The sequence below is a fragment of the Mesorhizobium sp. L-8-3 genome, assembly GCF_016756615.1.
Lineage (GTDB): Bacteria > Pseudomonadota > Alphaproteobacteria > Rhizobiales > Rhizobiaceae.
Genome location: NZ_AP023262.1, coordinates 1424795 through 1449444, shown reverse-complemented (window position 1 = coordinate 1449444; position 24650 = coordinate 1424795). Strand labels below are relative to the sequence as shown.

The following is a 24650-nucleotide window of genomic DNA, read 5'->3' as shown; positions in this document are numbered from 1 at the left end:
CCTCCTAATGGCCAGCGTTCCTCGTCTGCGACCGTGAGCAGATCAAAGAGTTTTTCCTCGTTCCGCATTAGAGCAAGAACACGTCGATGCAGCCCCAGCATGAACTCTCGGAGCCGCTCTGCACTCGTAGACCTAGCCGGAACGGGTCAACCTCAACTCTCCCAGATAGATGCTCTCGGACAGGGTGCAGGCGCGCCTGACGCTGCCATGGGCATGGGTCACTTCGACGTGATATGTGCCCCCATCTCCGGCCAGATTGCCGAAGCGAAAGTCGCCGAAGCCGTCGGTAACGGTCCTCGCGATGCAGGTGCCGCCCTGCGAAAGGGTTACCTCTGCTCCTTCGATGCAATCCACCACTCCGGCAATTTCGGCGCTGACGCTGCCGCCGACGAAGCATGTCTCCCACCTCTCCAAACCCCGGTACCAGACGCGAGGTTTGGTCGCGAGGTTGGGCTTGAGCACCTTGAGCCCTTCCGTTTCTGCCTTCTTCTCCATCACGGGGTCATCAAGTTTCACCGCCTCGAAGACATCCGTCGGACAGCTCTGCTGGCAGCGGGGCCGTTCCCATCCCTGATCCAGCAGGTGGGCGTCGAAGAACCATGTTTGTGGCACCTGTTGCTCCTCGTTCCAGACGATTGCGCCATAAGGGCAGGAGCGGACGATGTCCTTGCGGCCACGCGATTTCACGGGATCGATGATGACGATGCCATCGTCGCGTTTGCGGATGGCGTCGCCGGCACGGCGAATGCAGGGTGCGTCGTCGCAGTGATTGCACATCACCGGCAGGTAGGTGGTCTCCACCATGGGCGCGCTGCCTTGCGTGCGGCGCAGGATGCGGATGGGGCTATCGCCGACGGCCGCGGCCGGTGCCGCGTAGCCTGGAAAGTCGTTTCCGACATGTTCGTCCCGGTTTGCGATGACGCAATTGTGGCAGTTCTCGCAACGGCCAACATTGATGATCAGGTTCCACTTGCTCATGGCTTCCTCCTACGCTGCGCGGGCCGTCTTGAATGCCTCGGCGTTCCGCCACTTCTCGATTTGCACAAGGCAGGAATTGGGAGCCATGCTGCTGGTGCCGACCGCCTGCGGCCGGTCAGAGGTAAGCATGTTCATGCAGCCGCCGATTTCGACCGATTCGCCTTCGATTTCGATGAGTTGGAACTCAGCGCTCGACTCGTAGGACTTTACGACACCCGCGGGCACCAGGGGCGATACATCGGCGGCGCAGATGATCGCTCCTCGGTCGTTGAAGATCTTTACGAGGTCGCGATGGCGAATGCCCCTGACCTCTGCATCGGCCGTATTCAGCCGCAGCAGCCAGAAGCGATGGCCCGCGATCTGCGCACGGTGGTCTTCCACTTGATTGACGGCGCTGTTCTTGCCGTCCATGCTGGTATGGAAGCTGTAGCGGCTGTGCGTTGCGATCATCTGAAGCGGATAGCGCTCCGCCAGTTCGGTATTGCGCAGCCCTTCCCAGGACGGGATGTAGCGGTTGACCGCCGGACGGTCGGGATTGTCCGCCGTGTGTCGCTTGAACATCTCGGGCACGAATTCGAGCTTGCCACTCGGCGTCTGAAGCCCCACGCCGAACTCTTCGGCATATTGCGACGGCATCGGAGCGGGTTCCGGCAAATCCTTCCGACGGCCCTCGGCGAACCAGCGCATGTCCACAGGCTGGCGCAACTCCGGCTTTTCGGGCGGCACGACAAGGTAACCCTTGCGGCAGAATTTCTTCCAGGAAATATGGTCGGGCAGGTCCGAAGAATCGAATACTCGCTTGACCCAATCGAGTTCATTGCAGCCCTCGGTGAAGACCGCGCCCAGGCCCAGCCGGGACAGGATGGCGGTGAAGATGTCGTAGTCGGATTTCGACTCGCCCACTGGCTCGATGCATTTGTGCTGGAGGGTGACAACGCGATGGTTGACGACGTTGACACCGTGATGGGCGTAGCCTCCGGAATTCGACCATTCGCCGATGTCCCAGCGCTCCAATGACGTGCAGGCCGGCAGGATGATATCGGCGAACTGCGCCTCGCCCTCCATCCAGATCGACTGGTTTACCACAAATTCGATGCTCTCGTGCCGATAGGCTTCCACCCAGCGCCCCGATTTCGTGACTGTGCTCATAGCCGATCCGCCATAACGGTAGATCATGCGGATCGGCGAATAGCCCGGCATGGGATATGTGAAGGGCGCGAACTGGGCCTCCTGGGCCATGCCGTCCCAGAGATAGCCGGTGGCCTCACCGTTGATGATGGCGTCCGGCAGTTGCTGACGCGGCACCATCTGCTTGACCGGATTCATCGTCAGGATGTGCGGCATGCGCTGATAATTGTTCACCGCATTGCCGGTAAAGGCGAGGTCACCCGAGATCCCGCCATCCGCGTAGCCCGGAAAATAGAAGTGCAGATCGTGCGGGACGCCGATCTGGAGGCCGCCGAAATTGATGCCAGGCTTGCCCCAGCCCTGCATCGCCATCATCATGACCATGCAGCGCGCCCATTGCGCACCGCTCGCGCCGCGGCCTGCCCCGCCGAAGCCGGTGCCGGCCGCGCCGGCGGAAAGATAGACCTTCTTGCCGCCCCACTTGCGGGCCAGGGCCCGCACGTCCCTGGCAGGGACGCCGGTCTCGGCCTCCTGCCATTCCGGTGTCTTGGGGACGCCATCGGTCTCGCCCAGCAGGTACGCCTTCCATTCGTCGAAGCCGGTGGTGCGGGTGGCGACGTAGTCCTGGTCATAAAGGCCTTCCGTGGCCCAGACATACATTATCGCCTGGGCCAGGGCCGGGTCGGTCTGCGGTCGCACGGGAATCCAGCGTCCGCCCAGCAGCTGGGCTGTCGGATTGCAATGCGGGTCGATATGCACGAACTCGATGCCGAGTTCCTTGGCCCAGAGCCGACGCGGCGTGCCCTCAAAGCCCGCATAGACGCCATTGGTGCTTTCGGGATCACTGGACCAGAAGACGATCATCTCGGCTTCCTTGAGGCAATCCTCGACTCCGCCGTAGCCGGCGGGAATTCCAACACGCATCGAATTGCCGAAATGGTGCATGGCGCCCCAGTACCACCCTTCCCAGCTGTCCGGGTTGGCGGCAACGCGGGTGAAGCCGATCAGGTTGGCGAACCGCATCAGCGAGCTGAGGTAATACCCCACATTGCCCCACTGGTGGTGGGACGACATGGGGAACGTGATGGAGCCGGGCCCGTGCGCGCGCTTCTGGCGATTGATCTCCTTGGCGACGATGTCCAGCGCCTCGTCCCAACTGATCCGCTCGTAGCCGGATTTGCCGCGGTTCTGGGGATTGCGCTCGCCATTGGGATCGAAATCCACCCGCTTCATTGGATAAAGGATGCGCTTGTCCGAATAGACCAGCGATTTCATTGTCAGGGCGTGGGGCGCTACCAGCGCGCGGCGGGGCGGGCTGAACTTGCGCCCACGGGCCTCGATCACCCAGGTGGACGGGTCGCTGCCGTCGAATTCTAAGGGAGTAACCCGCAGGATCCGGCCGTCCTTGACGTAAACGAACAGGGGACCGCCGTTGGTGCAGGTCGTGTACCGCCGACTACCGTCGGGCATCGGCGTCCCCATGGACAGGCCCGCAGTCTCGCTCATGTTGAGCGTCTGCGCAAACCAGACCACCAGATCGTCCGGCCCCGTGGTCACGACCTTGAAGTTCTTGGCCGCGTGGATGATTTCCAACTGCTTGCGATTGGGCATCAGGAGTTTCAGCGCGGTCGCCACATCCTTGAAGGACATAGCAACTTCCGCCTCAGCCGCCGAACCTGCACGGGAGCGGAATCTGCCGCCTTTGATTTCCACGATGCGGCCGATACTGCCGTCCTGGAGGCCGATCCAGGCGACAATATCGCGCTGCTTCAACCGTTCGGCGAAAGCCGGAACGCGGGAGGCGGTGAGGTTCATCACTTTGGGCAGGGCAAAGAGGATGGCTCTGAGAACCTGCCGATTCATCCCAGATCTTATGGCTGACATGTCGTTGCGGTCCGCGAGTCTGAGTGTTCGACGTAGACGCCGGAAAAAAACGACCTGATCGCGCCATCGCGCAAGGCTGGCAGCTTCATCTGATGGTTCTCCTCCAAGCCCATCCCACTATCGGTGACTATATGCTCATAATGACCTTATAGTCAACTCTAAAGCGGGTAGGTGTCAATGACTGTGGAATCGGGGTGTTGATTTCCGCTGAGAGTTGACCCGGGATTTTCGCGGAGCAGGTTGATGGAGATCCCGGGCGTCGGCCCGCTCCTGGCGAGTGCGTTCGTCGCGACCGTCGCCGATCCGCACGCATTCAAGTCGGGGCGATGCCTCTCGGCCTGGATCGGGCTCGTTCCCAAGCAGGACTCGAGCGGGGGCAAGCTCGGCAGCATCTCCAAAGCCGGCAATCGCTACCTACGCCAGTTGCTCGTGGTCGGCGCAATGTCGGTCATCCGCTATGCTGAGCGGCACGGGACGAGACGTCCATGGCTCGTGCAGTTGATGGCTCGGCGAACGACCAAGGTCGCAGGCGTTGCGCTCGCTAACAAGACCGCCCCGGATGGTCTGGGCATTGGTGACAAGCGGCGAGCGCTACAGGGAGCCGACTATCGCATAAAGCGAGACAAGGCGAGCGATCGCTGACGAGGTTGGGAAGGGCGGACAGGAGCTAATGCACAAAGCCGGTTGATACCGCCGGATCAGGAAAACCCACTGGGGCCGTGCACTTCGAGTGCGTGCTTTCGATCGGGACCTGAGGCGCGCGAATGGTATTATGGCTAGCGGCATATGAAAGCCGCACCTACAGGTCGGATACATGGCCGCATCAACCAGCAACTGCAAAGCTCAAACAACCCTTGCCAACGGAGAGCCGTCCATACACGGCCCCAAAAACGACCGTCTGGAGTGCTGCCCTCTTGGGCAGCGGTCAAGCAGCCGCGATCGTGTCCGGCGCATTGTCTAACAATCAAATCAGGCGTTTGCGCACTAGCCCCATCAAGGACCAGTGTTTGAATTTCAGCGAAATGCCGACGCTTGTCGCTTACGCGGCGCTTGCACTCGGCAGGCAAGGTTCCCTTGGAGGCAAAGTAAGCCTTTGAAATAGAACGATTTTTGGCGCACCGGACAGGATTCGAACCTGTGACCTCTGCCTTCGGAGGGCAGCGCTCACGCGCTGCCCTAGAACCTCATGACCGGGATGCCGAGCTTCCTGGCTTTGTCGGCGAGGTTTTCCTGAATGCCGGTTCCGGGGAAGACAAGGACGCCGACCGGCAGGGTGTCCAGCATGGCGTCGTTGCGCTTGAAGGGGGCGGCGCGGCCGTGCTTGTCCCAGTCGGGCTTGAACGCGATGTGCGGCACCTTGCGGTTGTCGGCCCATTTGGCGGCGATCAGTTCGGCGCCCTTGGGCGAACCGCCATGCAGCAGCACCATGTCGGCGTGCTTGGCGCGAACCTGATCGAGCCTCGCCCAGATCAGGCGGTGGTCGTCGAAGTCGAGACCGCCGGTGAAGGCGACCTTTGGACCGGCGGGCAGCATCACCTCGGTCTCGGTCCGGCGCTTCGCGGCAAGGAAGTCCCGGGAGTCGATCATCGCCGAGGTCAGGTTGCGATGGTTGACCATCGAGCCGGAGCGCGGCCGCCAGGCCGTTCCGGTGTGGCGTTCGAAGTGCTCGGCTGCCTGGTCGCGCATCAGCTCGAAGGCGTCGCGCCGCTCGATCAGCGTCTGGCCTTCCGCCGTGAAGCGCTCCAGTTCGACGCTCTTCACCTCGCTGCCGTCCTGTTCGCGCTGGAGGCGGCGCTGCGCCTGCTCGTTGTCCTCGAGCTCGCGCTCGATCCGGCCGGTGGCGCGATGGAAGACGTTGACGGCTCCCCAGAGCAGTTCGTCGAGGTCGGGTTCGAGCCGGGTGTCGCCGAGGGTGGCGATGAGGGCATTGAAGATGTCGGCGACGGCTCCCGCGACCTCGCCGCCCTCGGGCAGCGGCCTCGGATCGGGCTCGTCCTGGAAGGGACGCCAGCCATAGAGCTGGAGTTCGGTGATGAGGTGATTGGTCGGGGATGAGGCGTGGTCAGGCTCGAAGCCGTCCTCGTGTTCGTTTCTCATCAGCGTGGCTCCTTCGTCGTCTGACCGCGACCGTCGCGGCCTTCATGGCGCCGAAAGCCCACGGGCGGGCCGGACAGGCAGCCCTCGCGCGCGAGGGCCCCGATGGCCGGGCACGGCTATTTTGCCTCGCGCTGCAAAGGCGGCGGATCCGGGGTCCCCACGCGACCGGTCGCGTGGGGTGGTCGGCCGCCGGCGGAAAATAGCCAAGGCGCGGCCATTGCCTTTCCGGGCCGTCTGTGGGCTCGATGCGCTGAAGAAGAAGGCCGGGACGCGGTCTCTGCGACGTCCGCGGAAGCCTCGCGAAAACGAACCGGAATCGGCGGTCCTTCCGCTCGCTCGTTACCGATTCCACCTATGCCGCCGGGGCCATGAAACGGCTGGCATCCTCATGAATGAGCTGGGGCCGCATCAGAGTCCTGAGGGCGTCAGGACCGTAGAGCCGCAGATCCTCGTTGAAGTCCTCGAGCCGCGGCGACAGCACCACCGTCTCGATCCCGACGGCTGCCGCCCGCTCCAGGAGCCTGTCACGCGCATGATCGCCGGCCGGATCACGGTCGCGCAGGACATAGAGCCGGCGCAGGCTCAATGGGAACAGGACGGCGGCGAGGTGGGCGGCAGACGTCGCCGCCAGCATCGGCATGGGGCCAATACCCAGGCGGGCGGCAAGGCCCTGCAGTGCCCACTGCGGCCGGAAACCGAACGAGTTCTGGCAAGACGAGATCCTCGGTCGCTCGCGACGATACCGTATTTGCCAGCAGGCTCGGAACACCCTTTAGCTTCGGAGCCTATCGCCTTATCGAACGTTGCGCGGCCCGGGTGTCGGACCTGGCCGGCAGAGCGATAACCCCCCATGTGATCCGGCTTGCAACGGCCTGCCACCTCGTTCTCGCCGGCGTGGACATCAACACCATCCGCGCCTGGCTCGGCCATGTCTCGATCAGCATCACAAACGTTTGTGCCGAAATAGACCTGACGCTGAAAGCCAACGCCGTAGCTCTTTGCGAAGTCGGTCAGCCACGCGGTCGCTCATGGAAGGAGGACAAGGATCTGATGGCCTTTCTGAAATCGTTGTGAGTTCGCGGCGAGCGCGTCCACGCGCGCTCCATGAACTCTTGACCCAGGCCGAAACCGTTCCCAAATCGATCTTGGCCGGTCGCAATCTCTCTGGTGCATTCCGCGTTGCGATCGGCAGTTGAGCGACAGCGGCAGTGCACGACCATGAAGAGGAATTGGAAACGATCTGGCGAGAAACGCAGTCCATGGGCCGCTGGCCACGAGATGGCGTTGGCAGTACAGCGGTTGATGACGGCTGGCAGTAGGGGAGGCGATCCGAAACAGCCACCCCCTGTTTCGTCTTGGGCTTGCGGCCCGTGTGGCCCAGCGAGCGGCATGGCGACAACGGAATCTCAATTCGGCGCGCCGCGTGACCGCAACTCCACAAGTCCTTGGCGCTTTCCGTTGACAGTGCAGGAGGACACTCGCTACGAAGACTAGATCTCGCGGGTTTGCCGCCACTTGAAGACCGGCCTGCCCCAAACTACGTGCAATGTTGAAGCGTGCTCTGCACGCCGCACAGTAGTGCTCTGAACAAACTTCTTCGTGGAGGTTGTCATGGCAAATGGACTGATGGAAGGCAAGAAATTACAGGACTGGATAAACCTGCTCCTCGCGGTTTGCCTGTTTGTCTCCCCATGGGTGATCGGCTTTGCGCCAGAAGCCACACCGACGTGGAATGCCTGGATCGTTGGCATTGCCTTGGGCGCACTCGCGGTTGCGACATTGTCGGTGTTCGCCGAGTGGGAGGAATGGGCAAGTCTGGTCCTGGGGCTCTGGCTGATCGCGTCACCCTGGCTGCTGGGGTTCGCGGCTAACGTCAGCGCAATGTGGACCCATGTCGTCATCGGCGTGCTCGTTGCCGCAATAGCCGCATGGGCAGTTTGGGACTATCGCCAGAATCCACATGCCCACGCCTAGCCCACGGCGGTCTTGCTCATGCCTGGAGCCCGCCGCCCAGAGCGGCGGGCTCTCATCTCATGGTTGATGGTATTCCTGCTTTGTCACGTCGTTCCGATACATCTCGCCGGACGGTAAAACTCAGGCCTTGGCGTTCAGCGTAGTTGATCGCGGATTCAAGCGTGGGAAACTGCAACTGTACCTGTGTGAGCGTATCGCTGCTGCCGGTGTAGCCCATCAAAGGCTCGACAAAGGGCGGCGTCCGCCCCTCAAAGCATAGCAGCCACGGCCGGCGGGTAACCCTTGCCGACGTCAAGACAGAGCGACAGGGTCGAAAGATGCGCGCCAGGGGAGCGCGAGTTGCGCCGGATTGGGCTGGAGGATAGCAGGCCGGTGGTAACTCTCGGCAAGCCAAGGGTTTGGTCTCTCGACAATCGCCGCTAGCCCATTGTCAGCATGGCCTTGCTCGACGGACAACGCCGGGCACGCTGATGACGCGCCCGGCGAGTTGCCGGCAACGGCGGTCAGTTGCCGCTGTTGATCGCGATCCGCTTGGCGTTTGCCTGCGCCTTGGCGGTCTTCGGCAAGGTCACCGTCAGCACGCCGTTCTTGAATGTCGCGCCGACTTTGTCCTCCTCGACCTCGCGGCCGAGCGCCAGGCGCCGTTCGAAGCGGCCATAATAACGCTCGCTGAACTGGCGGCCGGTGTCTTCGGTTTCGGACTTCTTTTCGCCACGAAGCGTCAGCACGCCGTCTTCCAGCAGCACCTCGATGTCGTTCTCCTCGAGGCCCGGCACCTCGGCTGCTACGCGGATCTCCTTGTCCGTCTCCGATATCTCCACATTCGGCCAGCCACCGTTTCCGGCCCGCATGCGGCCGAAGAACGATGGAGTATCGAAGCCGCGGAAGACCTCGTCAAACAACCGGTTGACATCACGGTGCAGCGACATGAACGGGTCCATCTCGCCGCCTCGATAAATGGTCGGAGCCTGATTGTTGCCCCGGCTCCAAGGGATCAGATCACGTACGCTCATGGTCATTTCCTTTCTTCGCTTCTCGTTGTTTCTCCTTCTTCTCTAGCAACGCGCTTCCTTCACCTGTTGCATGCAACAGGTGAAGGAACAGGCAGTGATGAATGTCAGGCCGCTACGTTGCCTTCGATGCGCTTCGACGCGGGCTTCTTGCCCGTGTCCGCGTTGATGGCTATCCGCCGCGGCTTCATCTCCTCGGGGATCTCCCGCTTGAGATCGATGACAAGCAGGCCGTTCTCCAGCTTCGCGCCCGTCACGCTGACATGATCGGCGAGTTCGAAGCGCCGCGCGAATGGCCGCAAGGCGAGACCGTGATGGAGATACTGAACCTGCTCGCCGTCGGCCTTCGCGCCCTCGATCACGAGCAGGTTCCGCTCATGGGTGATCGAAAGCTCGTTCTCGGCAAACCCGGCGACCGCTACGACAATACGATAGGCTTCCTCGCCGATCTTGGCGATGTCATAGGGCGGCCAGTTGTCGCCGTTTTGCGGACTGGCGGCATTTTCGAGCTGGTTGAAAATGCGGTCGAAGCCGATGCTCGACCGGTAGAAAGGGGAGAAGTCCAGGTGTGTTCTCATAGCTACATCCTCCTTTGAGCAACATAGATACGAGGGCGCGCCAAGAAGCCCGGCGCTCCCTGACATGCCGGTCCCGTCAGGCGACCGGCGTCAGTGATTTGGGTGTTGCCTTTCGGGGCGTCAAGGGCCGACAGGATACGGAACAACATCCCGGTGGCGACGTTCATTCCTCCCGTTCAATCGGAGGACAGATCATGTCTTTGACGAGGGATGAGATCGTGTCGCTGCTCGGACCGGTGGATGACACGACGATTGCCGAGGTAGCCGAGACCGGCGCAACGCTACAGGACCTTCGCGAGGCGTTGGCCTGGCTTAACAGTGACGAGGCGTTGATGGGCGAAGGCCGCCCCCTGCCGGGGACACAGGTCGCGTCCCTGATCGATATCCTCGCACCGGAGGATGAGGAGTAGTGGGAGCCGGAGGCGGCTCCCGAGTTTCAGTGGATAGCGATGATGCCGTTGACGGCGCGCCATTCGGCCGGACGGATCAATCGATTGTGGGCGACGCGGACGGAATGCAGTGCGCCTTCGAGCTCGCGCTCCCAGAAGCCCAGGAATTCCCTCAGCGTGGGAAAATCGGGTGCCAGGTCGTATTCCTGCCAGACGTAGAGTTGCAGCAAGCTCGGGTGGTCCGGCCGCTGATAGTGGATTTCGGCGGTGGTGAGGCCGTAGCGTTCCATCTGCAGCCGGAATTCCCTGCTGACCATGCGTATCTCCTCTCAAACCCGCTCAGGCATCGAGCCTGCTGACCGCCTCTCCGTCGGCCTGCGAAGCACGGCGAGAAACATTATCGCGCCGGGGATCATCCAGGCTGCGCAGGGCGTCCATGATGGCGTCGAAACTCACCGGAACAGCTGCGCCCGGCGGCTTTCGCAGCGCGGGTATCGATTCGACCGCACAGGCGTCCGATGCCCAGGATGAGAGGATGGCGCGCTTTTCGTGGATGTCCAGCGTGTCATCCCGCAGCACGTCGTCAGGGCCGCTGAAGAACCGTGCGGGGTGGATCAGCCGGTCGAGGAATAGGTCAGAAGTGTCTGGGGCGATCGAGGGGATAATGGTCGGGATGGCTCGTTCCATCGATGGTCCTCCGAATCCAAAAACTCCTTCAGCTTGCGTTTGGCTGGGCAGCCTCGATTGGCTGGCCTGCCGCGGCTAGATTTTGGCGAAAGCGCGACGAACTTCAAGAGCCTTCGTCGCGGAACTTGGGAAGAAAATAGCTTCATGAATCCAGCGCAGTAGCACTCTCCCCTTGCGAGCGCTAAAATTTTTGCGCTTGACCTCTTGAAACCGAAAAATCGGCAAACTAGCTCGAAATGCGCGCGATGCCTATTGAGGGGTCGCAGCGCCCCGCACCGGCCCGATATTGCCGGTCCGGTGTGGAGGAACCTCAAAATCTTGTTTGTCCTGAAGGAGAACGACATGGCGTTCCGTCCATTGCACGACCGTATCCTGGTCCGCCGCATCGAGGCCGACGAAAAGACGGCCGGCGGCATCATCATTCCCGACACCGCCAAGGAAAAGCCGAGCGAGGGCGAAGTCGTCGCCGTCGGCCCCGGCGCGCGTGACGAGAGCGGCAAGCTGGTCGAGCTCGACGTGAAGGTCGGCGACCGCATCCTGTTCGGCAAATGGTCCGGCACCGAGATCAAGCTCGACGGCGAGGACCTGCTCATCATGAAGGAAAGCGACGTGATGGGCGTGATCGAGCAGAGCGCCTCGCTGAAGAAGGCCGCCTGAGCGGGCCGCGAAACCAGTTAAACAGTCGAGAAAACTGCCTACAGAAGGAGTGATCCAATGGCTGCAAAGGAAGTCAAATTCCATTCCGAAGCGCGCGAAAAGATGCTGCGCGGCGTCGACATTCTCGCCAATGCGGTGAAGGTGACGCTGGGGCCCAAGGGCCGCAACGTCGTCATCGACAAGTCGTTCGGCGCCCCGCGCATCACCAAGGACGGCGTGACCGTCGCCAAGGAGATCGAACTCGAAGACAAGTTCGAGAACATGGGCGCGCAGATGGTGCGCGAGGTCGCCTCCAAGACCAGCGACATCGCCGGCGACGGCACCACGACCGCGACCGTGCTCGCCCAGGCGATCGTCAAGGAAGGCGCCAAGGCTGTCGCGTCGGGCATGAACCCGATGGACCTCAAGCGCGGCATCGACAAGGCGGTCGATGCGGTCGTCGAGGAGCTGAAGACGAACGCCCGCAAGGTCACCAGGAATGACGAGATCGCCCAGGTGGGCACCATCTCGGCCAATGGCGACACCGAGATCGGCCGCTTCCTCGCCGAAGCCATGGAGAAGGTCGGCAATGAGGGCGTGATCACCGTCGAGGAGGCCAAGACCGCGGTGACGGAACTCGAAGTCGTTGAGGGCATGCAGTTCGACCGCGGCTATCTGTCGCCCTATTTCATCACCAACCAGGACAAGATGCGCGTCGAGCTGGAAGAGCCTTATGTGCTCATCCACGAGAAGAAGCTCTCCAACCTCCAGGCCATGCTTCCGGTCCTTGAGGCCGTCGTGCAGTCGTCCAAGCCGCTGCTGATCATCGCCGAGGACGTCGAGGGCGAGGCGCTCGCAACGCTCGTCGTCAACAAGCTGCGCGGCGGTCTGAAGGTCGCCGCGGTCAAGGCGCCGGGCTTCGGCGATCGCCGCAAGGCCATGCTGGAGGACATCGCCATCTTGACCGGCGGCACCGCGATCAGCGAGGATCTCGGCATCAAGCTGGAGAGCGTCACGCTCAACATGCTCGGCCGCGCCAAGAAGGTGGTGATCGAAAAGGAAAACACCACGATCGTCGACGGCGCCGGCAGCAAGGCCGAGATTGAGGGCCGGGTCGGCCAGATCAAGGCGCAGATCGAGGAGACCACATCCGACTACGATCGCGAGAAGCTGCAGGAGCGGCTGGCCAAGCTCGCAGGTGGCGTTGCGGTGATCCGCGTCGGCGGCTCGACCGAAGTCGAGGTCAAGGAACGCAAGGACCGCGTTGACGACGCGCTGCACGCTACCCGGGCGGCCGTCGAGGAAGGCATTTTGCCAGGCGGCGGCGTGGCGCTGCTCAGGGCCGCCAAGGCACTGGACAATCTTCAGGTCGACAATGCCGACCAGAGGACCGGCGTCGAGATCGTGCGGCGCGCCATCGAGGCCCCAGCACGCCAGATCGCCGAGAACGCCGGCGCTGAGGGTTCGATCATCGTCGGCAAGCTGCGCGAGAAGGCAGAGTTCGCGCATGGCTGGAACGCACAGACCAACGAGTTCGGCGATCTCTACAAGCAGGGCGTGATCGATCCGGCCAAGGTCGTGCGCACGGCGCTGCAGGATGCTGCCTCCGTCGCCGGCCTCCTGGTCACCACCGAGGCGATGGTTGCCGAGAAGCCGAAGAAGGAACCGGCGTCCCCGGCAATGCCCGCCGGCGGCATGGACTTCTGACGATCGGAATTACCCGCGCCTCCTTTTTGGGGGGCGCGGGCGGCGTCCACTTTTTGAGGTTGTCATGAATGTGATGCCAAGTATCAACACCGTCGCGCCGCCGATACACCCGGCCAGCGATTTTCTGGCGCATGAGAAGGAGTGCCGGGATGCAATGAGGCCTTGGATCGAGAGCCTGCTCGATCGGGCCGAAGCGGCCGGCTGGCAGCGCCGCACGGTGGCATCCACGCTGATGTTCCTGTCCGCACAGCAGGTGTCGACCGCGGGAGCATCGAGCGACCGGAGCGCATGAGCACCGCCGCCCCGGTCGTGGGGTGGAATTGACAATGGACGAGGGCGGCCGACCCGATGGCCGCCTTCCGGAACAGGGAGCGGAGACGTTTCGGGAGTTCGACGATGATCGCATGCTTGCCAAGGCGGGCGCGCCGATTTTTCGCCATTCTGGTCGCCGCCACAGTCCTTTCCTTTCCGGGGTGCAGTGTCGCGCCGGTGACGGCTGCGACCATCGCACCGCAGACGTCATTGGAAGCCCGTCCGCTCGCCGACGTGCTCGAGGAGATCACGCCGGCGGTGGTGAACATCGCGGTCACCTCGCGGGCGCCGGCAGAAACCAATCCGCTTTTCAACGATCCGTATTTCCGTCGCTTCTTCGACCTGCCGCAGACGCCACAGCAGCGTCAGCGCATGAGCGCCGGATCCGGCGTCATCGTCGACGCGGACAAGGGCTACGTCCTCACCAACCATCATGTGGTCGCCAACGCCGGCGAGATCGCGGTGACGCTGAAGGATCGCCGCCGCTTCACGGCCGAGCTTGTCGGCAGCGACGAGGCAACCGACATTGCGCTGCTCAAGATCGAGGTCGGCAATCTGACGGCGCTTCCGTTGGGCGATTCCGACACCCTGCGGGTCGGCGACGCGGTGGTGGCGATCGGCAATCCTTTCGGGCTCGGTCAGACCGTGACCTCCGGCATTGTCAGCGCGCTTGGCCGCAGCGGCATCAATGTCGAAGGTTACGAGGACTTCATCCAGACGGATGCCTCGATCAATCCCGGAAATTCCGGCGGCGCTCTGGTGACGGCCGACGGCCGTCTGGTGGGCATCAACACCGCCATCATCGCTCCCGCCGGCGGCAATGTCGGCATCGGCTTCGCAGTGCCGATCGCAATGGCGTCGTCGGTGATGAAGCAGCTTGTCGAACATGGTGAAATGCGCCGCGGCCGGATCGGCGTCGCTATCCAGGATCTGACGCCGGATCTGGCGGAGGCGCTCGGCATCAGCGAGACCGACGGCGCGGTGGTCGGCAGCGTTGAACAGGATTCCCCTGCCGCTGATGCTGGTCTGCAGGCTGGCGATGTCATCGTCGCTGTCGACAAGCAAACAATTTCCGGTTCGGCCGACCTGCGCTATCGGATCGGTCTCGCGCCGGTCGGATCGAAAGTCGAAGTCGAATATCTGCGCGAGGGCAAACGAGAATCCGCCAGCGTGCGCATCGAGACCGAAGGCCCGGGCCTAGCCTCCGGGATCGAGGCCGACCGCCTGCAGGGCGCGCAGTTTCAGGATGCGGCAGGCAATGTGTTCGTCGCGCGCGTCGAGGAGGGCAGCGCGGCGGAGCAGTCGGGCCTGCGCGCCGGGGACGTGATCGTCGCCGTCAACCGACGGCCTGTTTCGACCGTTGCCGAACTGACCTCGACGCTTCGCGAAGCCGCCGGCACGATCGCGCTCGACCTGTTCCGTGGCGGGGCGAAACTGTTCCTGGTGATCCGATAAGGAGGACGCCCCGTCCATTTTGATGAAAACGCCGACCGATGGGAGAAGACGATGAGAAAAACTGTCCAATGGATGATTGCCGCCGTAGCGGTATTGGCGGCGGCTCTGGTACCCGTTCCGGCCCTTGCGCAGGAACAGCCACCGGAGCCGCCGGAACTGAGAGGCTTCTGGCTGACCACGCCGCATCCGGAACTGGCGATCCGCCCCGGCGAGACCGAGAGCATCACGCTCACATTGCGCAATGCCAACCTGCCGCCGCAGCGCGCATCTCTGGAGGTTTCCGGCGTACCCGATGGCTGGACATGGTCGCTCAAGGGCGGGAATCGGGACATCGGGGCCGTCATCGTGTCCCCCAATGCCACGGAAGAGGTCAAGCTTGAGCTGACCCCGCCGACGGGGACGACCGGCGAGAGCTTTCCGATCGATGTGAAAGCGCGTTACGGCGCCGAGACCGCCGATTTGCCCCTCGTGGTGAAGCTGTCGGATGAAGGCGACGGCGGACTGGAGCTCAAGCCCGAACTGCCCGCGTTGAGAGGGACAGCGCGGTCCAGCTTCAGCTTCAAGGTCGAGGTGACGAACAACGGCGCGGAGGAGACGCTGTTCAACCTCGCCGCAAATGCTCCCGAAGGCTTTCAGACGCGCTTCAAGCGCGGCTATGGCTCGGAGGAAATTACCGGCCTGCCGATCGAGGCCGGCGCCAGCGAGAATGTGACGCTGGAAGTGACGCCGGCGCGATTGGTCCCAGCCGCCAGCTATCCCGTCGTCATGGAGGTTTCGGGGGGCGGTGCTAACGCCAGCACAGAACTCAGCATCGAAGTGACTGGCCAGCCTGAGGTCGCTTTGACGGGACCGCAGGAAAGGCTCTCCGGCCAGGCAGAGGCTGGCAAGGAGGCGAGATTCCCGTTCACGCTCGCCAACAGCGGCAGCGCTCCTGCTTCCGATATCGAGCTCTCGGCAACCCCGCCTTCCGGCTGGAAAGTCGCGTTCGAGCCGGAGCGCATCGACATGCTGGCGCCAAACGAGACAAGCGAGGTGAACGTCAAGATCACGCCGTCCGAACGCGCGATCGCGGGCGACTACATGGTCGCTGTTCGCGCCAGCGGCGGCAGCGTTTCGGAATCGCAGCAGTTCCGCGTGACGGTCAACACGTCGACCCTGTGGGGCGTGGCCGGGCTCGGCGTCATCGCCGCTGCCGTGCTCGTCCTTGGTATGGCGGTGATGAGGTACGGACGGCGATGAGCACGACGGTCATCGAAGCCCGCGGGCTCGCCAAACGCTACGGCGCCGCGGTGGCGGTAAACGGCATCGATCTTGCCGTCCAGACAGGCGAAGTCGTGGGCCTGCTCGGACCCAACGGATCGGGCAAGACGACGACGATCCTGATGCTGCTAGGCCTCACCGAGCCGAGCGATGGGAGCGTGCGCATCCTCGGCAAGGATCCGCTGCGCCAGCCGCTCGATGTGAAGCGGGAGGTCGGTTACTTGCCGGACTCTGTGGGTTTCTACGACGCGATGTCCGGCCGCGAGAATCTGGCCTACACGGCGCGTCTCGCCGGGCGGTCCAAGGAACTCGCCAAGGAACGGATCGCAGCTGCACTCGACAAGGTTCGCTTGACAGACGTCGGCGACAGGCCGGTCGCTACCTATTCGCGCGGCATGCGCCAGCGCCTCGGCATCGCCGAACTGCTGATGCGCGACTGCCGGGTCGCCATCCTGGACGAACCCACCTCGGGCCTCGATCCGCAATCGACCCAGGAACTGCTCGACCTGATCCAGTTCATGAGCCGCGACGGCATGACGATCCTGCTCTCCTCGCACATGCTCGACGTCGTGCAGTCCGTCTGCCATCGCGTCGCCCTGTTCAGCAAAGGCAGGATCGGTTTCTTTGGAACCATCGAGGAGCTCGCCGCCAAGATCGGCGGCGGCGCGTTCGTCATCGATGTCGAGGCGAACGGCATCGATCTCGCCAGCGCAGGGATGTCGACCGATGGCGTGAAGTCGATCGTGCCGGGACGCCCGGGACACTGGCTGGTCGAAGCCGAGCGTGACGTGCGGCCGGAACTCGCTCGCCTGGTCGTCGAGGCCGGCGGCGCGCTGAAGAACCTTGATCTGCGCCGTGCCCGCCTCGACCAGGCCTACAACCGCTACTTCAAGGAGATCGGTCATGACGCGTGAGGGCTCCCCGTTCAAGGGCACGGCGACGGTGGCGCTCAAGGAAGCCGCCGACCATATGACCAGTGCCCGCATGCATCTCATCATGCTGCTCGTCATGCTCACCGCCATCGGCGCCGTGTATGGCGCGATCGGTCGCATTACCGAAACGACAGCCGAGGATCCCTTCCTGTTCCTCAAGCTCCTGACCGTCGCCCGCGAGCCGTTGCCGTCCTTCGCCGCCTTTTTGGGTTTTCTGCTGCCCCTCGTGGCGATTGCGCTGGGGTTCGACGCCGTCAATGGCGAGTATTCTCGCCGCACGATGAGCAGGCTGCTGGCGCAGCCAATCTATCGCGATGCGGTGCTGTTCGGAAAATTCCTCGGCGGGCTGCTGGTCATCGCGATCGCATTGCTGACGCTGTGGCTGCTCATGACAGGCCTCGGCATCCTGTTCCTTGGGCTGCCGCCCTCCGGCGCCGACGTCGTGCGCGGCCTCGCCTATCTGGTCACGACGCTTGCCTATGCGGGCGTGTGGCTGGCGCTGGCGATCGTGTTTTCGACCGTGATCCGCTCGCCCGCCACGTCGGCGCTCGCCGCGCTATCGGTATGGCTGGTGCTCACCGTGTTCTGGGGCATGATCGCGCCGCTCATCGCGGGAGCCATCGCGCCAATCGATCCCTTGGACCCGATGACCGTCCTCACGCAGTTCGAAACGCAGCAAGCGATCGCCCGGCTGTCGCCGCAGACGCTTTACGGGGAAGTAACCGCGATGCTGCTCGACCCGGCGGCGCGTTCGGTCGGACCGCTGTTCTACGACCAGCTCGCGGGCGCCGTCATCGGAGCGCCGTTGCCGACACAGCAGAGCCTGCTGATCGTGTGGCCGCAGCTGTCGGGGCTGGTCGCGGCCATGATCCTGCTCTTCACCATCGCCTATGTCGTCTTTCAAAGACAGGAGGTGCGAGCATGATGCAGGGGCGGCTGCGCGAATGCCTCAAGATACTGCGATGGTCGGAAGCAGACCTGGCAGCTGCGCTCGGACGTCAATCGGCCGAGGTCGGGGCTTGGCTCAACGGGCGGGGCCGCGCGCCTCTGGCGGTAGCGGCGTGGCTTGAAGCACTGGTCAAGGCGCATCTGGCGGTACCGCCGCCGCTTTGCACAGTTGCAAGGGCAGATGGGCAGGCATTCGCATCGCCCATGGGCCGATCCGGCGATTCTCGCGCCAATGCGACGGGACGCAGTCCCACAAGACTTCATGCGGAAAGGAGGAACTGATGCAACACGCCAGGTTTGAGACCGCTGTGACCATTCTCGTTGGGATGGGGTATCCGGCGAAGATCGGGACTGTTCAGGAAGCCTATGCGCTGCTGGAAGATTGGCCGCAATCGAGGAGGGACGCCGCGCACGCGTTCGCCCTCAAGGCATGCCGGGCGGCGCTTTCCGGTGAAATCGAGGCTGAGACGGCCCGCGGCTTGTTTGTGGCCTTCGCCCGAAAGCACGATCTCCTGGCGCCCGATCCGCAAGGCGTTGTCGCTGCTCGTCAAGAAGGAAACGCTCGACGCACCGCATTTCGGTAGTGGGTCTGACGGTGGAGATGAGAATGAATGACGTTGTGTTTTCCAAGCCAGTCCATCTGAAATTGGGGTCAACCGAGCGGCAGGTCGCGAGTTCTTGGGAAGCGCTGGAATGCCTGCGGGACCAGTGGCCCGAATGGTCGCGCGGCCGATCCTACCGGGCTGCCTATCGCATCTGCCGTGATGCGCTGGATGGCTGGCGTGGTTCGCAGGAGGCGCGCAAGGCGTTTCTCAAAGCGGCTCACCGTGCCGGCCTGATCGCCTCGCACCGCTAGTCAGGCAGGGTAGTCTTTAGGTGTCGACGGTTGGCAACCGGAAAGCGAGCCGAGCTTCCTGTCGCGCATGACCGCTCCCGGTCCCATGAAGCGAACGACATCCTGGGGTGCGAGCTGGATACACAATGTCCGGTGGAGCGCGCGGAGGCCGAATGTGCGCAGGTCCTCATTGAAGTCGCCCATCCGCGACGACAGGGCAAGCGCCTGAATGCCTGCTTCTTCGGCCCGTTCGGTCAATGCCGCGAGCGCGATGTCACCCGCGGCATCGGCGTCGCGGGCGATGTAGAGTCGACGCAGCGCCGGCGGGAGCAGAAGGGCGGCAAGGTGGTTGGCCGAGAGCGCGGCAGCCATCGGCATGGCAGGCAGCGCATAACGCAGCGACAGCATCGTCTCGATGCCTTCGCCGGCCACCATCACCTCGCCCGCTACGCCAAAGCGCACGGCATGGCCGAGGAGACCACCCATCGCTTTCCTTTGGGTGTCGATCGGAGCCTTGCCGAGGCGGACAGCATCGAAGCCGTTGGGATCGAGCCAGGTCCGATGCGCCCCGGTGATGCGACCGTCGAGATTGGTGACGGCGGCGATCATGGCCGGCCAGGTCTCGGTCGGCGAACGCTCATCCGGCCGGTAGTAGCAGCGCGGATGAAACCGCAGAGCTCCCGCATCATGAACAGCCTTGATGCCACGATTGCGCAGGTAGGACTCGACGAGCGTCCGGCGGATCGGCTGCGACATGGCGAAGAGCCGCTGCGCCGCTTCCGGTGACCCAACGGGGACGGGTGTGCGATCGGGCTTTGGGCTTAGGCGCCTTAGGCGCAGTCCGGCGCGCGGCAGGCTCAGAAAGCGTCGTGCCTCATCGACGACATCGCGGAAGTCGACGAGACCGCAACTCTCGCGGATCACGTCGAGGAGATCGCCATATTCGGCGGAGGCGGCATCGGTCCAATGTCCGGCGGCGCCGGGACCGGATCCCGGCCCGATGAGTCGGACGAACATCGATCGGCCGGGTGTGTTGCGCACGTCGCCCACCGTCCAGTAGCGGCCCTGGCGGCGGCCGTTGGACAGGTAATGGCGACAGACCGCCTCGGCGTCGCGGGCAAGACGACGCGCCAATTCGGAAGCGTCGCGGGGCATCACGACACCTCCCGCGCGCTGACGCTATGTTGCGTAAAAGCCGTCAATCGCCCGCAGGACAGTGCCCAATCGCGGAACCGCAACATAACCCTCGGCGCAGCATATTCGGTGAACTTACCGGCAGCGCCCTTGCCGGTTTCCGGGCCGACGAGGCGCACGAACATCGAGCGCCCCTTCGTGTTGCGAACATCGCCGACCAGCCAGGAGCGACCCTGGCGGCGGCCGTTGGAGAGATAGTGGCGACACACCGCCTCGGCCTGCCGGCCGAGACGGATCGCCAGTTCGGAGGCGTCGTGACGAGCCATCACGCGGCCTCGCGCTCGCCGATGCGCTGGACCGGCCAGCGTTCGAGCACCTTCGCGACAACCTCCGGGCCCTTCGCGTCCGTGGGCACGAACATGCGGAGCTTCCACGAGATGATCTCGTGGAAGAGACCATAGGCGGTGAGCCGCTCGCGCATCGTGTCGGTGAAGCCCGACAGCTCGATGCGGTTTGCACCCATGACGCGGCAGCGCCGAAGCTGAAGGCCCTCGGCGAGGTCGAGGATGGTCCGGCCGTCCACCAGCGCGGTGAAAGCAGCATCAGGCGTCAGCGAGGACGAGCCGGTCGCAGTCGCGTTGGCGGCCCATGCCTGCGAGACCTTGCGGCCGATGATCCGTTCGCCGTGATCGGTCTGGAGCCGATAGACGCGGGTGGATTCATGCGGCAGCCGCTTCCAGATCGGCAGCAGCAGGCCGCTGACGACATGGATGGTGCTGTCGGCGAATTCCGGAACCTCGCATAGCTCGGCGTTCCAGGCCTCGGAGAACAGCACCTGGTCGGCTTCGACCCAGTGGCTCTCCGCTATCATCTTCAGCGGAACGTTGTGCGCTTCCATCGGCCGGATCAGCCGAGCGCGGCGCTCGATCGCGCCGTCGTCGAGCATGACGCTGGCGGCCGGGATCTGCACGGCGGCGCGGCCCGACCGCTCGTTGATGAGCAGCCGTGCACGACGGTCCCGGACATGATCGAGCGCTTCAGCCAACGTGACCGGATGGTTGCGCTGGCGCTGCGTTATGGTGAGCAGTTGGGTCGCCGCGCCCGTGCGCGGATGGGTGTAGATCGTCTGCCGGTCGGTGACGACGAAACTCTCCGCGCGCAGCGTTTCAAGTCCGGCATCGTAGGAGCCGCTGGCAATCGCTCCTTCGATCCGCGCATTGAGCAACTGCTCGAAGGCGGTGAAGAGGATGCCTTGGAGCTCCATGGTCAGCGCCAGCAGACGGTTGAGGAAGGTGGTGATCGGCGGCAGGCCGTCCTTGATACCGGTGGAATCCATCAGCTTCAGGCCGGTCGACGCCTCGAACGTCTCCAGCGAACAGCCCTCTACCTTGCCGCGCACCAGCAGCAGATAAAGCTGCCGCAGCGCGTCGCGAGCATAGTGGGACTCCAGATTGTCTTCGGGACGGAACAGGCCCTGGCCGCCGGTCTGGCGCTGGCCGCGCGTGATCGCCCCCAGCGTGTCGAGGCGGCGGGCGATGGTCGAGAGGAAGCGCTTCTCGGCCTTCACATTGGTGGCGATCGGCCGGAACAGCGGCGGCTGCGCCTGGTTGGTGCGGTGGGTGCGGCCCAGCCCCTGAATGGCCGCGTCGGCCTTCCAGCCGGGTTCGAGGAGATAGTGAACACGCAGCCGCGTGTTCTTCGCGGAAAGTTCGGCATGGTAGCTGCGGCCGGTGCCGCCGGCATCGGAGAAGACCAGAATGCGCTTCTGATCGTCCATGAAGGCGGCGGTCTCGGCGAGATTGGCCGAGCCGGCGCGGTTCTCGACGACAAGGCGGTCGACGCTGCTGGTATTCCGCTTTTTGACGATACGGCGAGAGCGGCCAGTGACTTCCGCCACCATGTCTGTGCCAAAGTGCTGGACGATCTGGTCGAGCGCGCCGGGGACGGGGGGGAGGCTCCCCAGCTTCTCAAGCAGCGCGTCGCGACGGGCGACGGCCTCGCGGCTCTCGACCGGCTGGCCGTCGCGCGTGACCGGCCGTGACGACAGATTGCCTTCCGAGTCGGTGAAGGGCTCGTAGAGTTGGACCGGGAAGGAGTTCTGCAAATACGAGCCGACATATTCGCGCGGTGTGAGGTCGATCCTGAGATCGTTCCACTCCTCGGTCGGCACCTCGGCAAGGCGGCGCTCGGTGAGCGCTTCGCCGGTGGAGACGATCTGCACGACGGCGGCATGGCCTTCCTCCAGATCGCGTGAGATGGAGCGCAACAAAGTCGGCGTCTTCATCGAGGTAAGCAGATGGCCGAAGAAGCGCTGCTTGGTGCTCTCGAAGGCGGATCGAGCGGCGGACTTCGCCTGCCGGTTCAGCGTGCCGGATGAGCCAGTCGCACTGGTCGCACCAGTGATGTTGGTCGCCTCCATCGCCGCGTCGAGATTGTTATGGATGATGGCGAAGGCGCCGGCATAGGCGTCGTAGATGCGGGTCTGCTCTGGCGTCAGCGCGTGCTCGACCAGCTCGTATTCGACGCCGTCGAAGGAGAGCGAGCGAGCCGTGTAGAGACCGAGCGCGCGAAGATCACGGGCCAGCACCTCCATCGCCGCGACGCCGCCGGCCTCGATCGCCTCCACGAACTCGGCGCGGGTCGAGAACGGAAAATCCTCGCCGCCCCAGAGACCGAGCCGCTGGGCATAGGCGAGATTATGGACGGTGGTGGCGCCGGTTGCGGAGACATAGACGATGCGGGCGTTCGGCAGCGCGTGCTGAAGACGCAATCCGGCGCGGCCCTGCTGCGAAGCCGCGATGTCGCCGCGCTCGCCCTTGGCTCCGACGGCGTTCTGCAGGGCATGGCATTCGTCGAGGATGATGATGCCGTCGAAATCAGCGCCGAGCCAGTCCACGATCTGCCTGACGCGGGAGACCTTGTCGCCGCGCTCGTCGGTTCTGAGCGTGGCATAGGTCGAGAACAGGATGCCCTCGGGCAGCGTGATCGGCTTGCCCTGCGCAAAAAGCGACTGCGGCGTGATGAGCAAGCGCTCCATGCCGAGCGCCGACCAATCCCGCTGCGCGTCTTCGAGCAAGGTTTCCGATCGGCTCAGCCACACCGCCTTGCGGCGGCCTCGCATCCAGTTGTCGAGGACGATGCAGGCGGACTGGCGGCCCTTGCCGACGCCGGTGCCGTCGCCAATCATGAAGCCGCGCCGGAAGCGCACGGCGTTCTTCGCATCGTCGCGGGCGGCCGTGACGACATCGAAGGCCTCGTCGACCGTCCACGATCCCGGCAGATATTCGGAATGCGCCTCGCCGGCATAGATGACGGTTTCGAGCTGGGCGCCCGACAGGAGGTCGAGGGCATTGGCCGGAAGCCGGGGCCGATAGCGCGGCTTCGGCGGAGCGACCGATGCCATGGCCGCCGACTGCACCAGCCTCGTCGGGTGGGACTGCGCATTGGGGATACGGATCGCCTGGAGCGCGTACTCCTCATAGATCGCGTCGCTGATGTGGCCAGTCCCGGCTTCCTGACACTCGAGGGTCTCGTAGTCGAGATCGACGGCTTCGGGTTCGGTCGGCGTCTTCGCAGGGACCGCCTTGGCGGCGCGGGCGATATAACCGCGCAGGGTGCGCGGTGCGGGCGTCGCAGCGACCGGGGCCGAAACAGCGGGATCGACGGGCAGCCGGGCCGGAACATGCTCGGCCACCCAGCCCATCAGCGTCGCAGCGTCGGGCACGACGCCTAGCGCGGCCGGAAACCCGGTCGGATCGTCGGCGGGCAGCTTGTCGATGACGGTGAGCCGTGTCGGGAAACTGGTGCCGTGCCTGGCGTAGACCGAGCCGTCTATGGCCGCGGAGAACACGACACGGCCGCGCTCCTGCAGGCGGGCATAGGCGGACGTCCAGGCCGGGGCGTCGGGCGCAAAATTCGCGCCGGTGATGGTGACGAGACGGCCGCCGGGAGCAAGGCGCGCCAGCGCCGACGCGACATGGCGGAATGCCGCGTCGGCCATGCGGGTGTCCACATTGGCCATGGCCGAGAATGGCGGGTTCATCAGCACGACGCTCGGCATGACGGCCGGATCGAGGTGATCGTCGATCTGAGCCGCATCGAAGCGCGTGACCCGGAGAGCCGGGAATAGCGAAGCGAGAAGATTGGCGCGGGTCTCGGCCAGCTCGTTCAGAACGAGCGTGCCGCCGGCGATCTCGGCGAGGATGGCGAGAAGGCCGGTGCCGGCCGAGGGCTCCAGCACGCGGTCGGCCGGGGTGATCCCGGCGGCGGTCGCAGCGACCAGGCCGAGCGGGATGGGCGTCGAGAACTGCTGGAAGGCTTCGCTCTCGGCCGAGCGGCGCGTGTGAGTCGGCATGAGCCCGGCGATCTTCGTCAGCAGCGGCAGGCTCGCAGCAGGGGAACCGGCCTTGCGCAACAGTGCCTTGCCGAACTTGCGCAGGAACAGCACCGTCGCTGCCTCGCAGGCCTCATAGGCGGTCTTCCAGGTCCAGGCGCCCGATGCATCGGAGGCCCCGAAGGCGGTTTCCATCGCGTGGCGCAGCGCCGGAGTGTCGATGCGCTGGCCGCGCTCGATGTGGGGGAGAAGGATCTGCGCGGCCGCGAGGATGGCGGCGGCGGTGTCGGCTTCGGCGCCGAGCGGGATCGTCGCGGCCGCGTCGGCGGCCGGATCTATTGCCAGGGGGGCGGACATCATGTTCATGGGAAGA

At 64.1% G+C, this 24650-nt stretch carries 25 protein-coding genes; 13 read left to right on the top strand and 12 right to left on the bottom strand.

All coding sequences use genetic code 11. The annotated features are described in order from the left end of the window. Positions 1-132: 132 nt before the first annotated feature. On the bottom strand, positions 133-978 hold the full coding sequence (locus tag JN302_RS06690; protein WP_202332390.1) for a 4Fe-4S dicluster domain-containing protein: 846 nt from the start codon (positions 976-978) through the stop codon (positions 133-135). Positions 979-987: 9 nt separating this feature from the next. Beyond that, positions 988-3969, bottom strand: a complete 2982-nt coding sequence (locus JN302_RS06685) for a molybdopterin-dependent oxidoreductase (protein WP_202332389.1) — start codon at positions 3967-3969, stop codon at positions 988-990. A 264-nt stretch (positions 3970-4233) separates the two neighbouring features. Here JN302_RS06685 and JN302_RS06680 point away from each other — a divergent pair, with 264 nt between their 5' ends. Further along, positions 4234-4632 carry a transposase gene (locus JN302_RS06680; RefSeq protein WP_446720713.1) on the top strand — a complete coding sequence of 133 codons (399 nt, stop codon included), beginning with the start codon at positions 4234-4236 and terminating at the stop codon, positions 4630-4632. A 534-nt stretch (positions 4633-5166) separates the two neighbouring features. Here the strand turns inward: JN302_RS06680 and JN302_RS06675 are convergent. Next, on the bottom strand, positions 5167-6087 hold the full coding sequence (locus JN302_RS06675) for a DUF2493 domain-containing protein (RefSeq protein ID WP_202332388.1): 921 nt from the start codon (positions 6085-6087) through the stop codon (positions 5167-5169). Between the two features lie 352 nt (positions 6088-6439). Then, positions 6440-6727 carry a toprim domain-containing protein gene (locus JN302_RS06670; protein WP_202332387.1) on the bottom strand — a complete coding sequence of 96 codons (288 nt, stop codon included), beginning with the start codon at positions 6725-6727 and terminating at the stop codon, positions 6440-6442. On the opposite strand from JN302_RS06670, the gene JN302_RS06665 reads away from it, so the two are divergent. Both JN302_RS06665 and JN302_RS06660 read left to right on the top strand, forming a co-directional pair. Beyond that, a complete protein-coding gene (locus JN302_RS06665) occupies positions 6673-7161 on the top strand; it encodes a tyrosine-type recombinase/integrase (protein WP_244846227.1) in 489 nt (162 codons plus the stop codon). The genes JN302_RS06670 and JN302_RS06665 overlap by 55 nt on opposite strands. A gap of 537 nt (positions 7162-7698) precedes the next feature. Further along, the gene (locus tag JN302_RS06660) at positions 7699-8061 is read left to right on the top strand and encodes an SPW repeat protein (protein ID WP_202332385.1); all 363 of its coding nucleotides are present in this window, start codon (positions 7699-7701) and stop codon (positions 8059-8061) included. 52 nt (positions 8062-8113) lie between these two features. On the opposite strand, the gene JN302_RS06655 is transcribed toward JN302_RS06660, so the two are convergent. From JN302_RS06655 to JN302_RS06645, 3 genes are all read right to left on the bottom strand, one after another. Further along, complete coding sequence (locus tag JN302_RS06655) at positions 8114-8455, bottom strand: NADH dehydrogenase ubiquinone Fe-S protein 4 (protein WP_202332384.1); 342 nt, start codon at positions 8453-8455, stop codon at positions 8114-8116. Between the two features lie 109 nt (positions 8456-8564). Beyond that, complete coding sequence (locus tag JN302_RS06650; protein ID WP_202332383.1) at positions 8565-9074, bottom strand: Hsp20/alpha crystallin family protein; 510 nt, start codon at positions 9072-9074, stop codon at positions 8565-8567. A 104-nt stretch (positions 9075-9178) separates the two neighbouring features. Continuing rightward, a complete protein-coding gene (locus tag JN302_RS06645) occupies positions 9179-9649 on the bottom strand; it encodes an Hsp20 family protein (protein ID WP_202332382.1) in 471 nt (156 codons plus the stop codon). A gap of 194 nt (positions 9650-9843) precedes the next feature. On the opposite strand from JN302_RS06645, the gene JN302_RS06640 reads away from it, so the two are divergent. Further along, positions 9844-10059, top strand: a complete 216-nt coding sequence (locus JN302_RS06640) for a hypothetical protein (protein ID WP_202332381.1) — start codon at positions 9844-9846, stop codon at positions 10057-10059. Positions 10060-10085: 26 nt separating this feature from the next. Here JN302_RS06640 and JN302_RS06635 read toward each other — a convergent pair whose 3' ends face one another. Both JN302_RS06635 and JN302_RS06630 read right to left on the bottom strand, forming a co-directional pair. Beyond that, positions 10086-10355 carry an usg protein gene (locus JN302_RS06635; RefSeq protein WP_202332380.1) on the bottom strand — a complete coding sequence of 90 codons (270 nt, stop codon included), beginning with the start codon at positions 10353-10355 and terminating at the stop codon, positions 10086-10088. A gap of 22 nt (positions 10356-10377) precedes the next feature. Beyond that, the gene (locus tag JN302_RS06630) at positions 10378-10725 is read right to left on the bottom strand and encodes a hypothetical protein (protein WP_244846225.1); all 348 of its coding nucleotides are present in this window, start codon (positions 10723-10725) and stop codon (positions 10378-10380) included. A 342-nt stretch (positions 10726-11067) separates the two neighbouring features. Here JN302_RS06630 and JN302_RS06625 point away from each other — a divergent pair, with 342 nt between their 5' ends. From JN302_RS06625 to JN302_RS06585, 9 genes are all read left to right on the top strand, one after another. Then, positions 11068-11382, top strand: a complete 315-nt coding sequence (locus JN302_RS06625) for a co-chaperone GroES (RefSeq protein WP_202332379.1) — start codon at positions 11068-11070, stop codon at positions 11380-11382. A 57-nt stretch (positions 11383-11439) separates the two neighbouring features. Continuing rightward, positions 11440-13068, top strand: coding sequence for a chaperonin GroEL (groL, locus tag JN302_RS06620; protein WP_202332378.1), 1629 nt, complete (start codon positions 11440-11442; stop codon positions 13066-13068). A gap of 154 nt (positions 13069-13222) precedes the next feature. Next, positions 13223-13360, top strand: a complete 138-nt coding sequence (locus JN302_RS39010; RefSeq protein WP_244846224.1) for a hypothetical protein — start codon at positions 13223-13225, stop codon at positions 13358-13360. Between the two features lie 104 nt (positions 13361-13464). Then, the gene (locus JN302_RS06610) at positions 13465-14835 is read left to right on the top strand and encodes a DegQ family serine endoprotease (RefSeq protein ID WP_202332376.1); all 1371 of its coding nucleotides are present in this window, start codon (positions 13465-13467) and stop codon (positions 14833-14835) included. Between the two features lie 51 nt (positions 14836-14886). Further along, positions 14887-16074 (top strand): COG1470 family protein, encoded by a 1188-nt coding sequence (locus JN302_RS06605; protein WP_202332375.1) that lies wholly within the window; start codon positions 14887-14889, stop codon positions 16072-16074. After that, positions 16071-17009, top strand: coding sequence for an ABC transporter ATP-binding protein (locus JN302_RS06600; protein WP_202332374.1), 939 nt, complete (start codon positions 16071-16073; stop codon positions 17007-17009). The genes JN302_RS06605 and JN302_RS06600 overlap by 4 nt, the downstream gene beginning before the upstream one ends. After that, on the top strand, positions 16999-17952 hold the full coding sequence (locus JN302_RS06595) for an ABC transporter permease (RefSeq protein ID WP_202332373.1): 954 nt from the start codon (positions 16999-17001) through the stop codon (positions 17950-17952). The genes JN302_RS06600 and JN302_RS06595 overlap by 11 nt, the downstream gene beginning before the upstream one ends. Positions 17953-18256: 304 nt before the next feature. Then, positions 18257-18559: a DUF982 domain-containing protein gene (locus JN302_RS06590; RefSeq protein WP_202332372.1), complete on the top strand. Its 303-nt coding sequence runs from the start codon at positions 18257-18259 to the stop codon at positions 18557-18559. A 23-nt stretch (positions 18560-18582) separates the two neighbouring features. Next, positions 18583-18831, top strand: coding sequence for a DUF982 domain-containing protein (locus JN302_RS06585; protein WP_202332371.1), 249 nt, complete (start codon positions 18583-18585; stop codon positions 18829-18831). On the opposite strand, the gene JN302_RS06580 is transcribed toward JN302_RS06585, so the two are convergent. The 3 genes from JN302_RS06580 to JN302_RS06570 are packed head-to-tail and all read right to left on the bottom strand — an operon-like array spanning position 18832 to position 24643. Then, positions 18832-19965, bottom strand: a complete 1134-nt coding sequence (locus JN302_RS06580) for a DUF7146 domain-containing protein (RefSeq protein WP_202332370.1) — start codon at positions 19963-19965, stop codon at positions 18832-18834. Next, entirely contained in the window at positions 19965-20270 is a 306-nt protein-coding gene (locus JN302_RS06575) for a hypothetical protein (RefSeq protein ID WP_202332369.1), read from the bottom strand. Before JN302_RS06575 ends, JN302_RS06580 begins: the two co-directional genes overlap by 1 nt. Beyond that, complete coding sequence (locus JN302_RS06570) at positions 20270-24643, bottom strand: strawberry notch family protein (RefSeq protein WP_202332368.1); 4374 nt, start codon at positions 24641-24643, stop codon at positions 20270-20272. The genes JN302_RS06575 and JN302_RS06570 overlap by 1 nt, the downstream gene beginning before the upstream one ends. Positions 24644-24650 lie beyond the last annotated feature (7 nt).

Bases quoted from the DNA above. Each gene is read 5' to 3' on its own strand.
- JN302_RS06690 (WP_202332390.1), bottom strand. From the start codon at position 978: ATGAGCAAGTGGAACCTGATCATCAATGTTGGCCGTTGCGAGAACTGC.
- JN302_RS06685 (WP_202332389.1), bottom strand. From the start codon at position 3,969: ATGAATCGGCAGGTTCTCAGAGCCATCCTCTTTGCCCTGCCCAAAGTG.
- JN302_RS06680 (WP_446720713.1), top strand. From the start codon at position 4,234: ATGGAGATCCCGGGCGTCGGCCCGCTCCTGGCGAGTGCGTTCGTCGCG.
- JN302_RS06675 (WP_202332388.1), bottom strand. From the start codon at position 6,087: ATGAGAAACGAACACGAGGACGGCTTCGAGCCTGACCACGCCTCATCC.
- JN302_RS06665 (WP_244846227.1), top strand. From the start codon at position 6,673: ATGGGAACAGGACGGCGGCGAGGTGGGCGGCAGACGTCGCCGCCAGCA.
- JN302_RS06670 (WP_202332387.1), bottom strand. From the start codon at position 6,727: ATGCCGATGCTGGCGGCGACGTCTGCCGCCCACCTCGCCGCCGTCCTG.
- JN302_RS06660 (WP_202332385.1), top strand. From the start codon at position 7,699: ATGGCAAATGGACTGATGGAAGGCAAGAAATTACAGGACTGGATAAAC.
- JN302_RS06650 (WP_202332383.1), bottom strand. From the start codon at position 9,074: ATGAGCGTACGTGATCTGATCCCTTGGAGCCGGGGCAACAATCAGGCT.
- JN302_RS06645 (WP_202332382.1), bottom strand. From the start codon at position 9,649: ATGAGAACACACCTGGACTTCTCCCCTTTCTACCGGTCGAGCATCGGC.
- JN302_RS06640 (WP_202332381.1), top strand. From the start codon at position 9,844: ATGTCTTTGACGAGGGATGAGATCGTGTCGCTGCTCGGACCGGTGGAT.
- JN302_RS06635 (WP_202332380.1), bottom strand. From the start codon at position 10,355: ATGGTCAGCAGGGAATTCCGGCTGCAGATGGAACGCTACGGCCTCACC.
- JN302_RS06630 (WP_244846225.1), bottom strand. From the start codon at position 10,725: ATGGAACGAGCCATCCCGACCATTATCCCCTCGATCGCCCCAGACACT.
- JN302_RS06625 (WP_202332379.1), top strand. From the start codon at position 11,068: ATGGCGTTCCGTCCATTGCACGACCGTATCCTGGTCCGCCGCATCGAG.
- groL (WP_202332378.1), top strand. From the start codon at position 11,440: ATGGCTGCAAAGGAAGTCAAATTCCATTCCGAAGCGCGCGAAAAGATG.
- JN302_RS39010 (WP_244846224.1), top strand. From the start codon at position 13,223: ATGAGGCCTTGGATCGAGAGCCTGCTCGATCGGGCCGAAGCGGCCGGC.
- JN302_RS06610 (WP_202332376.1), top strand. From the start codon at position 13,465: ATGATCGCATGCTTGCCAAGGCGGGCGCGCCGATTTTTCGCCATTCTG.
- JN302_RS06605 (WP_202332375.1), top strand. From the start codon at position 14,887: ATGAGAAAAACTGTCCAATGGATGATTGCCGCCGTAGCGGTATTGGCG.
- JN302_RS06600 (WP_202332374.1), top strand. From the start codon at position 16,071: ATGAGCACGACGGTCATCGAAGCCCGCGGGCTCGCCAAACGCTACGGC.
- JN302_RS06595 (WP_202332373.1), top strand. From the start codon at position 16,999: ATGACGCGTGAGGGCTCCCCGTTCAAGGGCACGGCGACGGTGGCGCTC.
- JN302_RS06590 (WP_202332372.1), top strand. From the start codon at position 18,257: ATGCAACACGCCAGGTTTGAGACCGCTGTGACCATTCTCGTTGGGATG.
- JN302_RS06585 (WP_202332371.1), top strand. From the start codon at position 18,583: ATGAATGACGTTGTGTTTTCCAAGCCAGTCCATCTGAAATTGGGGTCA.
- JN302_RS06580 (WP_202332370.1), bottom strand. From the start codon at position 19,965: ATGCCCCGCGACGCTTCCGAATTGGCGCGTCGTCTTGCCCGCGACGCC.
- JN302_RS06575 (WP_202332369.1), bottom strand. From the start codon at position 20,270: ATGGCTCGTCACGACGCCTCCGAACTGGCGATCCGTCTCGGCCGGCAG.
- JN302_RS06570 (WP_202332368.1), bottom strand. From the start codon at position 24,643: ATGAACATGATGTCCGCCCCCCTGGCAATAGATCCGGCCGCCGACGCG.